The organism is Streptomyces sp. NPDC022910, assembly GCF_055561075.1.
This window is the reverse complement of the sequence record NZ_JBVHHL010000060.1, coordinates 1-13,312: the sequence shown is the minus strand read 5'-3', so window position 1 is coordinate 13,312 and position 13,312 is coordinate 1. Positions and strand designations below refer to the sequence as shown.

General features: G+C 68.4%; 11 protein-coding genes. 6 read left to right on the top strand and 5 right to left on the bottom strand.

Annotation, left to right across the window (positions count from 1 at the left end; translation table 11 throughout):
* Nucleotides 1-7: 7 nt before the first annotated feature.
* From ACZ3TS_RS35235 to ACZ3TS_RS35215, 5 genes are all read left to right on the top strand, one after another.
* Nucleotides 8-211 carry a hypothetical protein gene (locus ACZ3TS_RS35235; RefSeq protein WP_467625911.1) on the top strand — a complete coding sequence of 68 codons (204 nt, stop codon included), beginning with the start codon at nucleotides 8-10 and terminating at the stop codon, nucleotides 209-211.
* 151 nt (nucleotides 212-362) lie between these two features.
* The gene (locus ACZ3TS_RS35230; protein WP_467625910.1) at nucleotides 363-1,106 is read left to right on the top strand and encodes an HAD family hydrolase; all 744 of its coding nucleotides are present in this window, start codon (nucleotides 363-365) and stop codon (nucleotides 1,104-1,106) included.
* Complete coding sequence (locus ACZ3TS_RS35225) at nucleotides 1,103-3,448, top strand: glycoside hydrolase family 65 protein (RefSeq protein ID WP_467625908.1); 2,346 nt, start codon at nucleotides 1,103-1,105, stop codon at nucleotides 3,446-3,448. The genes ACZ3TS_RS35230 and ACZ3TS_RS35225 overlap by 4 nt, the downstream gene beginning before the upstream one ends.
* A gap of 577 nt (nucleotides 3,449-4,025) precedes the next feature.
* Complete coding sequence (locus ACZ3TS_RS35220; protein WP_467625907.1) at nucleotides 4,026-4,454, top strand: universal stress protein; 429 nt, start codon at nucleotides 4,026-4,028, stop codon at nucleotides 4,452-4,454.
* A gap of 196 nt (nucleotides 4,455-4,650) precedes the next feature.
* Nucleotides 4,651-5,502 (top strand): NmrA/HSCARG family protein, encoded by an 852-nt coding sequence (locus ACZ3TS_RS35215; RefSeq protein WP_467625906.1) that lies wholly within the window; start codon nucleotides 4,651-4,653, stop codon nucleotides 5,500-5,502.
* A 243-nt stretch (nucleotides 5,503-5,745) separates the two neighbouring features.
* Here the strand turns inward: ACZ3TS_RS35215 and ACZ3TS_RS35210 are convergent, their stop codons facing one another.
* The 3 genes from ACZ3TS_RS35210 to ACZ3TS_RS35200 form a co-directional block, all read right to left on the bottom strand.
* Nucleotides 5,746-7,128 carry a glycoside hydrolase family 47 protein gene (locus ACZ3TS_RS35210; protein ID WP_467625905.1) on the bottom strand — a complete coding sequence of 461 codons (1,383 nt, stop codon included), beginning with the start codon at nucleotides 7,126-7,128 and terminating at the stop codon, nucleotides 5,746-5,748.
* Nucleotides 7,129-7,307: 179 nt separating this feature from the next.
* On the bottom strand, nucleotides 7,308-7,727 hold the full coding sequence (locus ACZ3TS_RS35205) for a large conductance mechanosensitive channel protein MscL (RefSeq protein WP_467625904.1): 420 nt from the start codon (nucleotides 7,725-7,727) through the stop codon (nucleotides 7,308-7,310).
* Nucleotides 7,728-8,024: 297 nt separating this feature from the next.
* On the bottom strand, nucleotides 8,025-9,143 hold the full coding sequence (locus tag ACZ3TS_RS35200) for a PP2C family protein-serine/threonine phosphatase (RefSeq protein ID WP_467625902.1): 1,119 nt from the start codon (nucleotides 9,141-9,143) through the stop codon (nucleotides 8,025-8,027).
* Nucleotides 9,144-9,452: 309 nt separating this feature from the next.
* Here ACZ3TS_RS35200 and ACZ3TS_RS35195 point away from each other — a divergent pair, with 309 nt between their 5' ends.
* Nucleotides 9,453-10,325, top strand: coding sequence for an amidohydrolase family protein (locus ACZ3TS_RS35195; protein ID WP_467625900.1), 873 nt, complete (start codon nucleotides 9,453-9,455; stop codon nucleotides 10,323-10,325).
* 56 nt (nucleotides 10,326-10,381) lie between these two features.
* On the opposite strand, the gene ACZ3TS_RS35190 is transcribed toward ACZ3TS_RS35195, so the two are convergent.
* A complete protein-coding gene (locus ACZ3TS_RS35190; protein WP_467625899.1) occupies nucleotides 10,382-10,858 on the bottom strand; it encodes a (2Fe-2S)-binding protein in 477 nt (158 codons plus the stop codon).
* An 8-nt stretch (nucleotides 10,859-10,866) separates the two neighbouring features.
* A complete protein-coding gene (locus ACZ3TS_RS35185) occupies nucleotides 10,867-13,197 on the bottom strand; it encodes a molybdopterin cofactor-binding domain-containing protein (RefSeq protein WP_467625897.1) in 2,331 nt (776 codons plus the stop codon).
* Between the last annotated feature and the right edge of the window lie 115 nt (nucleotides 13,198-13,312).

Sequence of the window (13,312 nt, the reverse complement as noted above, 5' to 3'; positions counted from 1 at the left end):
ACAGAAAGTGAGCGGCGATCGCCACGACGGCGTCGTGGCCCGGGACGTGCTTCGGAGTCTGGCCGTCGCAGCGCATGGAGCGGGTGAGCCCGGCTTCACCTGGGGTCTGCTGCACGGCCAGGAACGGGCCGCGTCCGTCTCGCGGGAGGAACAACGTCCGGTGGTGTGGGAACAGGCTGCGGATGCCTGTCTGCGCGAGGCATTCGGGTGACCGAGGCGCCGGCCTCGGAACGCCGGATGAGTTCGGCCGCGGTCACGCGCGGCCCGCCTCTCCCGCAGGAAGCGGCCTCTCAGGCGGACAGGGCCCGTCCGGCCCGTGGACCGGTGGGTATGGAGGGGGACAGAACGGGCAAGGATTAACCATGCCAAATCTGGGCCTTCCGGACACAGTGCTCGCCTGCCTGTTCGATCTGGACGGAGTGCTGACCAAGACCGCGGTCGTGCACGCCGCCGCCTGGAAGGAAACCTTCGACGACTTCCTGCGGCGGCGGGAGGGCCCCGGATTCCGGCCCTTCGACGTGGCGGCCGACTACGACGAGTACGTCGACGGGCGCCCGCGCGCCGACGGTGTACGGTCCTTCCTCGCCTCGCGCGGCCTCGAGCTCCCGGAAGGCACCGACGACGATCCTCCGGAACTCGACACCGTGCGCAGCCTGGGCAACCGCAAGAACGCCCTGCTCGTGGAGAAGATCCACACTCAGGGTGTCGAGGCCTACGCGGGCTCCGTCCGTTACGTCCAGGCGGTTCGCGCTGCCGGACTCGCCACGGCCGTCGTCTCCTCCAGCGCCAACTGTCGCGACATCCTCGTCTCGGTCGGCATGGAGGACCAGTTCGACGTGCGGATCGACGGCGTGGTCGCCGCCGAGCGCAAGCTGCCCGGCAAGCCACATCCGGACACCTTCCTGGCGGCCGCCCACGACCTCGGCGTCGGACCCGCCGTTGCGGCCGTCTTCGAGGACGCCTTGGCGGGCATGGACGCCGGACGGGCGGGCGGCTTCGCGTACGTGGTGGGCGTCGACCGCGTCGGCCAGGCGGACGCGCTACGCCGGCACGGCGCCGACACCGTGATCGAAGACCTGGCCGAGCTGCTGGAGGAGTCTGCGTGATCACCCATCCTGCCTACGCGGTCGAGCCGTGGTGCGTGCGCGAGACCGGGCTCCACTGGGACGTCCTGGCGCAGAGCGAATCGGTCTTCGCGCTGTCCAACGGACACATCGGATGGCGGGGGAACCTTGAGGAGGGCGAGCCGCACGGACTCCCGGGCTGCTACCTCAACGGCGTCCACGAGGTACACCCGCTGCCCTATGCGGAAGCCGGGTACGGCTTCCCTGAGTCCGGCCAGACGGTCATCAACGTCACCAACGGCAAACTCATCCGGCTCCTGGTCGATGACGAGCAGGTGGACCTGCGCTACGGCCACCTCCGCTCCCACGAACGCGTGCTCGACCTGCGGGCAGGACTACTGCACCGCGTGTGCGAGTGGGCCTCGCCCGTGGGGAAAACCGTCCGCGTGCGCTCCTCTCGTCTGGTCTCCTTCACCCATCGGGCCGTCGCCGCGATCGCCTACGAGGTGGAGCCACTGGACGAGGAGGTACGGCTCGTCATCCAGTCCGAACTCGTCGCCAACGAGCCCTTGCCACAGGCGAGCGGCGATCCCCGGGTCTCGGCCGTCCTGGAATCCCCGTTGCGACCCGAGGAGCACTACGCCGACGGAACACGGCTGCGACTGATCCACTGCACCGACCGCAGCGGTCTACGCGTCGCCGTTTCTGCCGACCACGTCGTTCACGGCCCGGAGTCCACCCAGATCTCCAGCGAAAGCTCGGACGACGTGGCACGGTTCACCGTCATCACCGATCTCAAGCCCGGCGAGACACTCAGACTGGAGAAGCTCGTCTCCTACGGCTGGTCCGCGCTGCGCTCGCTGCCATCCCTGCAGGACCAGGCGGAGGCCGCGCTGGCCGGCGCACGCAGCACGGGCTGGCAGGGCCTGGTGGACCAGCAGCGGGCCTTCCTGGACGAGTTCTGGGACCACGCCGATGTGGAGGTCGAAGGCGACGCGGAGATCCAACAGGCCGTCCGCTTCGCCCTCTTCCACGTACTGCAGGCCGCGGCCCGGGCCGAGCAGCGCGCCATCCCCGCCAAAGGCCTGACCGGCTCCGGATACGACGGGCACTCCTTCTGGGACACCGAAATCTACGTACTTCCCGTGCTCACCTTCGTCCATCCGCGCAGTGTCGCCGCGGCACTCCACTGGCGTCGGGACACCCTGCCGGCAGCACGTGAACGCGCCCTCCAACTGGGCCTGAAAGGCGCGACCTTTCCATGGCGCACCATCGACGGCGCGGAATGCTCGGCCTACTGGCCGGCCGGAACCGCGGCCTTCCACATCAACGCCGACATCGCCCATGCCGTCCTGCGCTACGTCTCGGTCTCCGGGGACGAGGACTTCGAGCGCGATACGGGCGTGAAACTGCTCGTGGAGACCGCCCGGCTGTGGCATTCCCTCGGCCACCACGACTCCCGCGGCAGCTTCCACATCGACGGCGTCACCGGCCCCGACGAGTACAGCGCGCTCTCGGACGACAACGTCTACACAAATCTCATGGCCCAGGACAACATGTTGGCTGCCGCCTGCGCCGCCGAACGCCACCCCGCGCAGGCCGCAGCGCTCGACGTGACCCAGGAGGAGACCGACGCATGGCGGATCGCCGCCGAGGCGATGGCGGTGCCCTACAACAGCGCGTTGGGCATCCATGAGCAGTCCGCAGGCTTCACCCGCCACGAGGCCTGGGACTTCTCGCGCACCCGGCCCGAGGACTATCCGCTGCTGCTGCACTTCCCGTATGTCGAGCTGTACCGCAAGCAAGTGGTCAAACAAGCAGACCTCGTGCTCGCCATGTACTTGCGCAGCGACGCCTTCGACGAGGGCCAGAAGGCGCGGAACTTCGCCTACTACGAACCGCTCACCGTCCGTGACTCGTCCCTGTCGGCATGCGTCCAGGCAGTCATCGCCGCCGAGGTCGGCCACCTGCGCCTGGCCTACGACTACCTGTGCGAAGCAGCACTGATGGATCTGGACGACCTGGAGAAGAACACCCGCGACGGCCTGCACATCGCCTCCTTGGCGGGCTCCTGGATCGCGCTGGTCGCCGGCTTCGGCGGTATGCGCCATCGCGACGGCACGCTGCACTTCGCACCCCGGCTGCCCGAGCGGCTCACCCGGCTCGCCTTCTCGGTCCGCGTCCGCCGGCGGTGCCTTCGGGTCGAGATCAACGACTCCCAGGCCACGTACTCCCTCGTGAACGGAGACCCCATCCAGATCACTCACTACGGAGAGCCGGTCACCGTTTCCCGCGGCAGCCCGCAGACCCGGCCCATCGAGCCGACGGCCCCCTTGCCGAGTCCGACCCAACCTCCCGGACGTTGTCCCGAACGCCCCGAGTGACCGCACAGCACAGGGGCGTCCCACCCGTTCGGGGGCCCGGAAGGAGCGATGTCCCTGAGGCGTTGTTGGAGGCGATTCAATGGTGGCGTGCTGCCGCCCGTGCTGGTTCGGTGCTGACTACGCTGGGTTGAAGTCGGACCGGCACATCGGCCATGCGCACAGCCTTCGTCATGCTCCACCCCTTCGGTTACTCGGTGAGGTCGAGGACGACGAGGAGGACGGGGCGCCGCCGCATGCCTCGAGCCGGGCGGTAGGGCGGCGGGCCCAAGAAGCCCCCGAACGGGCTAAGCCTTCGATGGCGTCCGGTGAACTCGTTGGCGCAGCCGGTGCCCCACCGCCCTCGAGCCGACCTGCTGTTCCGAAGGCACTCCCCCGCGCGAAGAGCGCGCTTCTCGGAGCCGCAGACTCGTGCTCAAGGCACTGAAGCCCACGTGATTCACTGGGGTGCGGAAGTGGGCCACCTCATGGCCACCACCTCATGTCCAGAGGCTGCCCCTTTCCTCGAGCACGGGCGGTCGCGCCCAAGATGGACGGACCGCCGTGTTTCGCCCTCTCTTCACCGCAAGGAGAACCTCGCATGTTCCAGCGCATTCTGCTGGCCGTCGACTCGACCCCGCTCCGGCAGCGTTCACTCGACGCCGTCGTCGCCCTCGCCCAGAAGTTCGACAGCACGGTGCATGTTCTGCACATCGCCACCACCGTGCCGGCCGGCTCCAACGTCCTCCCGCTGGAGGACGACAAGGAAGCTCAGCAACTGCTCGACCAGTCCCTCGCGGCCCTGCGCGACGCCGGTATCAACACCGAGGGTGAACTGCTGGGTGAGTTCATCACCGACGTTGCCCCGACCATCATCGAGGCCGCAGGGCGCATAGAGGCCGAGCTGATCGTGCTGAGCCCGCACCACCGCAGCGCCCTCGCCACCTGGTTCAACCCCCGTGTCTCGGACGCGGTCAGCCACGCCACCCACATCCCGGTCCTCCTCCTCCCCGACACCGACCAGGGCTGACTGCCCGCCGCCGGCCTGCCGCCACAGGCCCGCGGTACGGGCGCGGGTGTGGGATCCCGCGGCTGTCGGGCCGGCTCCCGGCCAGCAACGCGTGGAGGTGCCGCGTCGCTGGCCGTGCCGTCCGACCTGTGGGATAGCCTTGGCACCCGCCCTGATGACTCATCGTCGCGCGTGCCCACGCAGGAGGAATTCCCCGATGGTCGACGATCCCATCCTGGTTCTCGCGGCAACCGGCGGACAGGGCAGGGCCGTGACCGACGCCCTGCTGGAACGCGGCGCCCGGGTCCGAGCCCTCGTACGGGACCTCGGGCACAGGGGCGCACGTGAACTGGCCGCCCAGGGCGTCGATGTAGTGGCAGGCTCCCTGAGCGACCGCCGGTCACTCGCCGCGGCGATGAACGGGGCCGCGGGAGTGTTCGCCTTCACCACCCCGTTTGAGGGGGGCGTTGAGGCCGAGGTGGCCCAGGGTCAGGCGATCCTGGCCGCCGCGAACGACACGCGCGTGCCGCATCTCGTCTTCAGCTCGGTGGCCGGGGCCGACCAGGACAGTGGGGTACCGCATTTCGAGAGCAAGGCACGGATCGAAGCCGAACTGGCCTCTGGCGATGTGGCGTACACGATTCTGGGGCCGACGTATTTCTTCGACAACGCACTGGGTGGGGCCGAGCGTATCCTCAGCGGCGTTCTCGACCTGCCGCTGCCCTCCGATCGGCCATTGCAACAGCTTGCCCGCCCCGACCTCGGCGCGTTCGCGGCCGAGGTGCTGCTCAAGCCCACCCCCTACGTCGGCAGACGTATTGAACTGGCCAGCGATGCGCCCACCCCCGCTCAGATGGCGGCCACGCTCGGCGAGGAACTGGGGCACGAAGTCCGCCATGAGCAAGTGCCCCTGGCGGCGGTGAGCAATCCTGACATGCATGCGATGTGGACGTTTCTGAACGGCCCGGGCTACCGCGTCGACATCCCCGCGCTGCGTGGTGCCCATCCGGAAATCCACTGGACCAGCTTCGCCGACTGGGCACACCGCACATTCGCGGCCGCCCGTTGAACGGCCCCTGAGCGAGTGCGGTCGTCGCCGCGGGCGGGAACCCGTTCGCGCACAGTCGTGAGCGCCTCGACGAGGCCTTGGGGGCGCTGCTGGCGGCGACCGCGGCGGCCGGGAAGAGCCGACCGGAAGTCGATCCGGACGACGTGGGCGAGGCTGGGGCAGGCGAAGGGCAGTCAGGCGGGTGCAGCGGTGTCGGCTCTTCACGAGAGCCGGAGTCCCCGCCATACGGACCGTGATCGACCATCACGGTTCCACCGTGCCACCGCCCCTTGCCTGACTCGTGAGTGCGCGTCCGGCGACACGACCGTACAAGCCACGAAGGATCTTCCCCTCGGTGCTCAGGTAGCCGCTCGCGTAGTCGAAACGCCGGGCGTCGGCGAAAGTGAGGTAGAGCCATTTGAAGTTCTCGGCGAAGGTGTACGCGGGGCAGTAGTCGCCCTTCGGCATGGGGCGCTTCGTCACGTCGGTGACCGTGGTGTATCCGCCGGGCACCCGGTGGAACGTCTTCAGGTTCTGGAAGTAGCGCCACGCGGTGGCCCGGTAGAACGGGTTGCCGGTCTGCCGGTAGAGGTCGAAGGCGCAGTTCGCGTACTCCGGGCGCAGCGCGTTGCCGGGCGCCAGGACCGTGAGCCGGGTGTATTCGATCTCCTCCGGGAGCACGAGGTACTTGTCCTGGACGGCGGTCCAGGACCGGTAGTAGTCAGCGGCCAGTGCGTTGTCTCCGCCGACGGACGGAACGTTGACGGCAAGGCAGGACTGGCGTCTGCTCAGCAGGGCTGCGGTGCGGTAGTCGACCTGCCTGAACCAGAGCAGACCGCCCACCCGCTCCGCGAGGCGCTTCTTGACGGCCGCATCGAAGATGCGGAACCAGTGCAGGCAGTCGCGGTCGCCGAACATGGCCCAACCGCCCCACAGGTACTCGTAGAAGGAGTCCGCGGGCGGATTGTAGGCGACGTCCCGCCGGTCGGCCCACCGTCCGCTCTCCACATCCATGATGGTGCCGAGCAGGTCGAGCGAGGAGCGGCGCTCCGCCACCGCCGCGAGCGCTCGCTTGGCCGCCCGGTAGTACCTGAAGTCTCCGGTGAGCTGCGACAGCACCCCCAACTCCAGGATGTTCGTGCCGATCTCCGCCAGTGGCACCCTGACTCCGGAGACGGCACCCGTGCGCAGGTTGACCTTCCGGTAGGGCATGCCCGTCGGGGACCGGGTGAAGGCGGGCAGCAGCCGGTCCGTCAGGTCCACGCACCGGCCGAGCAGGCCCCTCTCACCGGTGGCGAGATAGCCGGCCAACAGACCGCCCACCAGGCGGATGATCGATTCGAAGACCAAAAAGTCGGCATCCAGATCGAAGTCCAGACACGATCTGATCCAGTGCAGGCTGCGGTCGACCTCGTCGTCCAGCCCCATGACGTAGTGGGTGTCGAGGGCTTCGATGATGGACAGGCCCACGGGATGCCGGTCGGAGAAGTACTCCCGGTACCCTCCTGAGACCGGCAGCAGCTCGTCATGGCCCCAGGCGTACTCCCGGTATCCGTTCCAGGCGTGGAGGAACTCGGCCCGGATCTCCCGTGCCTTCCTCCGGTCCGGCGGCCCGATCTTCGAGGCCGACGACTTTCTCGGCTGCACACCAGTGGCTCGGGATGTGGCGGCTGCGGCACGTGGCCGAGCGCCCAAGGCTCCCAGACCCGCGCCCGCCCCGAGAGCCGACACAGCGCACAGCACACCGCGACGCGATGGTCCGCCCACACGAGCGTCCTTGCTGCCCATCCCTGCTCACCGACCGGCACCCACGTCACGCACCGCCCTTACACCTGCGCAGCGCCGCAGTACCGGCACTTGGTGGCCGCGTCGGGAAGATCGTCCGCCATGCAGGCGGGACACTTCTTGGCCGGCTCGGGGTCGCCGAAGACCGTCACGCCCCGCCGGGCCTGGATGTGCTTGTGCGGGCCGACGATCAGGAAATAGACAACCGCCATGAAGACGACGAAGTAGATCAACGCGGAGATGAACGCGCCGATGTTCAGGTAGGTCGCGGTGTTGCCCGGCCGCCCGAGTTGCCAGCCCAGGCCGGGCGACATCCCGCCCTGGGCCCGGGCGATCACGGGATTGATCACGTTGTCGGTGAACGCCTTGATCAGCGTGCTCAACGCCAGCGCCACGATCAGTCCGACAGCCACGACGATGACGTCGCCGCGCATCAGGAAGTTCTTGAAGCCGCGCAACATGGATGAATCCTCGCTTCTTGTCACACTCCAAGCCGCCGACGGTGCTGCTCGTTACGGTCAGTGTCGCCACGCTCCATGCGAGCCGCACTCAGGACTCCCCCGATCGGGCAGGTCGGTGCCGCGTCCACGCCCCGCATGATCCGTCTGGCAAGACCGCCGCGGCACCGGTCCGCCGGGAGCGGTCCTCCGCCGCGACCGTGAGGATGCCGGACCAGCCGATGTCGATGTACCGGGAAAGCGGGGCCGGCAGCCGGCCTGCGGCTCGGACTCGGCTCACGGCCCGCGGCTTCCGGCCGCCTACGTGGGGTGCCGCCGCGTCAGGGGGAACGGGCGCCGCACGACGAGGGCGGCGATGTCGTCCTCGAGTCTTCCGCCGCTGTAGCGGAACAGGTCCCGGTGGAGCCGGTCGAGCAGCTCGCGGGGAGGTACCGGCCCCTGTCTCCGCATCCAGTCCGGCAGCGGGAAGAACTCGCCGGCACGGTTCCGGGTCTCGGTCACTCCGTCGGTATGGAGCAGCAGCAGGTCGCCCGGGGCGAAGGCGACGGTGTCGACGCTGTGGTGGCCTTTGACGAGATTCGCGAGGTTGAGGGGCAGCGAGGGGGTGGTTGCATCCAGGATGCGCATCTGCCCACGGTGCAGGAGCAGCGGTGGTGGGTGCCCGCAACTCAGAAGCCTCACGTGGCTGCCGCCGTGTGGGATCTCCGCGAGAAGCGCGGTGGCGAAGTGCTCCGGCAGGTCCTGGCCGGGGAACGCGCGGCTGTGGCGGGTGATGCTGGTCTCGAGGCGCTGGGCGATGCCCCTGAGGTCGGGCTGGTCGTACGCGTTCTCACGAAAGCAGTTGATCAACGCCGAGGCCGCCCCCACCGCGGACAGGCCCTTGCCGCGCACGTCGCCGATGAGTAAGCGGACGCCGTACGGTGTATCGGCAGCCTCATAGAAGTCTCCGCCGATCCGGGCCTGCTCTTGGGCGGCCAGATACAGCGACTCGATCTCGATGTCCTCGATGCGGCGCGGCAAAGGGCGTAGCAGCACCTTCTGGGCCGCGTCGGCGACGAGCCGGACGTGGAAGAGCGTCTCTTCCCGCTTGAGTCGGACATGGCTTGTGTAGGCCGCCGCGATAGTGACCGCGACGATCGCGGCCGCCGTGTACGGCATCCCCAGATCGCTGTAGAGGAAGCTGAGGCCGATCATGGCCAGAAGGCAGAACGCCCCCAGCAGGATCGTGGGGAGGACCGGCCACATTGCGGCGGCCAGGGCGGGTGCGGTCGGCAGGAGGCGGCTGATGGCGATCTCCCGCGGTGTGGAGAACGCCAGGGCGGCGATGAGGACAGTGAGGATCACGGGTGACAGGACGGCGGCTCTCCATCGGCCGTCGCGGAAACGACGAGGGCTCCGTAGCCGTCCGGACATGATCATAAGCAGCATCATATCGACGCTAAACGGACATTGAAGCACGGTCAGGTGTGCCAGATCCGGGCAAGCGGGTGTCGAGCCGAACCTGACGCGTCGCCCAGGTGCCTGCGGCAACGGCATGCCGTCGCCTTCTGAGGGTGTTCCGCAGGAACTGGCCGTAGCCCTGTGGGACCCATACATCACCCGAACAGGTGAAAGCCCTGGATGTGGAACCCGGATCCGGAACAATGAGCTCTTCCCGCAGAGATCGCGTCGGGCATCCGGCTTCGGGCGGGTACAGTCCGGCCTGAGAGCGGAGGGGGCGATGTCGCAGTGACCGATGCCGAGCGCGTGACGGCGTTCTGGTCAGAGTTGGGCCTGCCGGGCCTGATCGACGTCCACACCCATTTCATGCCTGACCGGGTGCTGGCCAAGGTGTGGGACTACTTCGACTCCGCGGGCCCGCTGGTCGGCCGGCCCTGGCCCATCACCTACCGGGACGACGAGGACGAGCGACTCGCCGCTCTGCGTGCCTTCGGTGTGCGTTCCTTCACCTCGATGCTCTACCCGCACAAGCCCGCGATGGCAGCCTGGCTCAATTCCTGGGCCGCGCAGTTCGCCACGCGCACCCCCGACTGCCTTCACACCGCCACCTTCTTCCCGGAACACGACGCCGCGCGGTATGTGCGCGAGGCTGTCGAGAACGGTGCCCGCGTCTTCAAATCCCACCTTCAGGTCGGCGCCTACGACCCCAACGACGAACTGCTCGAGCCGGTATGGGGCCTGCTCGCGGAAACCGGGATCCCCATCGTCATCCATTGCGGTTCTGGTCCGGCTCCGGGCAAGTACACCGGCCCCGGCCCCATCGGCCGTCTGCTCGCACGCCATCCGAACCTGCGCCTGATCATCGCGCACATGGGCATGCCCGAGTACAGCGACTTCCTGGATCTCGCCGATCGCCACCCCACCATCCATTTGGACACCACGATGGCCTTCACCGACTTCAGCGAAGTGACCACGCCCTTCCCCCGAGCCGAACTCCCCCGGCTGGCCGACCTCGGCGACCGGATTCTGCTGGGCACCGACTTCCCCAACATCCCGTACCCCTATATCCACGCTCTGGAGGGGCTCGTCCGCCTCGGCCTCGGAGACGACTGGCTGCGGTCGGTGTGCCACCACAACGCGGCGCGCCTGTTCGCCGTGTGACCCGGACCGCGTGGAAGGGCGAGCCACGGCGTCCTGCGGGCGGCTGTGCATCCGTCTCAGTATTTCTTCGCCCCTGCCTCGATGGCCTCGCGGATGCGGTGGTACGTGCCGCAGCGGCAGACGTTGCGGATCTCGTCCAGGTCGGCCTCGCTGATCTCCCGGCCTTCCTCGCGCGCCTTGCGGACCTTGGCGACGGCGGTCATGATCTGGCCGGGCTGGCAGTAGCCGCACTGGGCGACGTCGTACTCCAGCCATGCCTCCTGCATCGGGTGCAGTTCCTTGCCGACGGTGGCCGGAAGCCCCTCGATGGTGGTGACCTCGTCCGTGGGCTGCAGGGCCTTCACGGGGACCGAACAGGGGTTGAACGCCTTGCCGTTGATGTGACTCGTGCAGGCCTGGCAGACACCGAGTCCGCACCCGTACTTCGGTCCGGTGACGCCCAGGATGTCCCGGAGCACCCACAGAAGTCGTACGTCGTCCTCGATGTCCACGGTCACGGTTCTGCCGTTGAGGATGAAGGTGTGTTCGGGCACAGGGGCTCCTAGGAGGCGCGGCTCAGGCCGTCGGTGGGGGACTCGGGGATCGGCGGAGTGGTGGGCAGCGGTTCGAAGCCGAGCGGTCCACCGTGGTTGATCGGGAAGGTCGTCGGCATCGTGCCGGTGGCGCGGCCGTAGGCACAGGCCACCGCCGCCATCGCGCCCGCGACGGCCAACTCCCCGGCGCCGCCGGGCCGACCAGTGGTCGGCGGCATGACGACGATCTCGAGCTCAGGCGGTGTGTTCCACTGGCGTGTGTAGAAGTAGTTGTCCCAACTGCCTTCGAGGAAATGCCCGTTGTCGAGGTGGAGTCCGGAGCTGAGCGTGATCGCGATGCCGTCCATGATGCCGCCCATCATCTGGGCCTGCAGACCGCGCGGGTTGACGGCCAGGCCCACGTCCACGGCACACACGATCTTGGTGACGCGCGGCCCGGTGTAGGCGTCGGGCACCTTGCGTCCGGTGGTCTGCGGGCGGCAGTCGATCTCGGCGAGGATCGCGACGCAGGCGTGGTACTCGGGGTGGATCGCGATGCCCTGGGCCGTGCCGGCAGGCATGCTCCGGCCCCAGTCGCCCACCTCTGCGACCTTGTCGAGGACGGCCCGGGCCCGCTCGTCCTTGAGAAACGCTCGGCGGAAAGCGTAAGGATCCTTGCCCATCCGTTTCGCCAGCTCGTCGACCACCAGCTCCTGCGCGCACCGCACGTTGGGCGAGTAGATGTTGCGCATGGAACCGGTGTTGAAGCCCTGGTCGGTCTCGCTGAGCAGCTGGGTGACGACGCCGAAGTCGTAGGGCGTCTGCTGGGTGAGCGTGAAGACCGTCTCGGAGAAGGTCAGGCCTCCGACGGGCAGTTGCGCGGCCTCGGATGTGATGATCTCTCCGACGCCGTGGCCGAAGTCGGTGGCCACGGAGGTGTGGCGCTGGTCGTAGGCGAGCACCTGTCCGAACGCGTACGTGGCCCTCACACGTGAGGTGGACATGGGATGCGTGCGGCCCTGCCGGAAGTCGTCGGTGCGGTGCCACATCAGCTTGACCGGCTTGCCCAGGCTCTGAGAGATCTCGGCGGCCTCGGCGGCGGCGTCGTGGAAGAGCTTGCGCCCGAAGGAGCCGCCGCCCTCGGTGACGTGGACCTTGACCGCGGTCGACGGCAGGCCGAGCTTCGACGCGATCTGCTCCTGCGCAGTGATCGGGGACTTGAGGCTGGCCCAGATCTCGGCCGAGTCGTGCCGCACGTCGGCGACCGCGCAGTTGGTCTCCAAGGCGCTGTTGCTGGCGAAGTGGAAGGTGAAGCGGGCGTCGACGGCCTTGGTCAGCAAGCCGAGGGCCGGCAGCGGCAGTTCGGCCCTGCGGAGTTCGGCACGGATACTGTCGTCCGAGGCACCCTCCGCCGTTCCCGGTCCCCAGGTGACCTTCAGCGCGCGCACTGCGTCGATGCACTGTCCGAAGGTACGGCCGCGGACGGCGACGCCGGTGGAGATCCGTACGACGTCGGTGATGCCGGGCATGGCCCGCACCTCGTCGAGGTTGTCCACCGAGCGGACCGTGCCGTTGATCGTCGGCGGTCGGCACACCATGGTCGGCAGCGCGCCGGGCACGTGCAGGTCCATCGCGAACGTCTTGCGCCCCGTGACGGCCTCCAACGCGTCGATGCGCCGTTGCGCGGTCCCGATGACCTTGAAGTCGGACGCCTCCTTGAGGGTGACCGACACCTGAGTGGTCGTCACCGCGGTCGCCTTCTCGGCCAATTCGCCATAGGTCAGGCTCTTGCCGTTCACGGCGGAGGTGATGACCCCCGCCTTCGCGGTCAGCGTTTCGACGGCCTCTCCCAGTTCCCGTGCGGCGGCCTCGAGGAGCCGGTGCCGGGCGACGGCTGCCGCGACCCGGATCGGGATGAAGGTGGAGATGGTGGTGTTCGACCCGCCGGTGAGCTGATTGAACAGCAGCTCGGGGCGTGCGTCGGCGAGTGCGACCCGGACCCTCTCCAGTGGGAGGTCCAGTTCCTCGGCGATGAGCATGGCGCTGGAGGTGGTGACGCCCTGTCCCACCTCGGCCCGGGGCAGGGAGAAGGAGGCCGTGCCCTCGGTGTCGATCCGGATGCTGATCAGGTTGGCGGTGGGCAGGGTGGCGTGGGTGAGCATGTCGTTGAGGTCGTAGATCTCCGCAGGCCCCGGTACGGACGGCGCAGCGGCAGCCGCCTCGGATGGGACGAGTGCCCCCTCGCCGAACTGGGCCGCCACGGTGAGCGTGGAGGATGCCACCACATAGCCGAGGAACCTTCGGCGGCCGATGCCACCGGTCGCCGCGTCCCGCTGCTCCGAACGGCCGTGCGCTCCCATCAACTGTCCTCCCGACGAAGTTGAGGGGCCTCGCGTTTTTCGGACAGGGTCTGGCCGAGCAATTCATGCCGTGAGTTGCAATTCCTGGAACTCGGCGTGCACTTCGCCCGGGGGG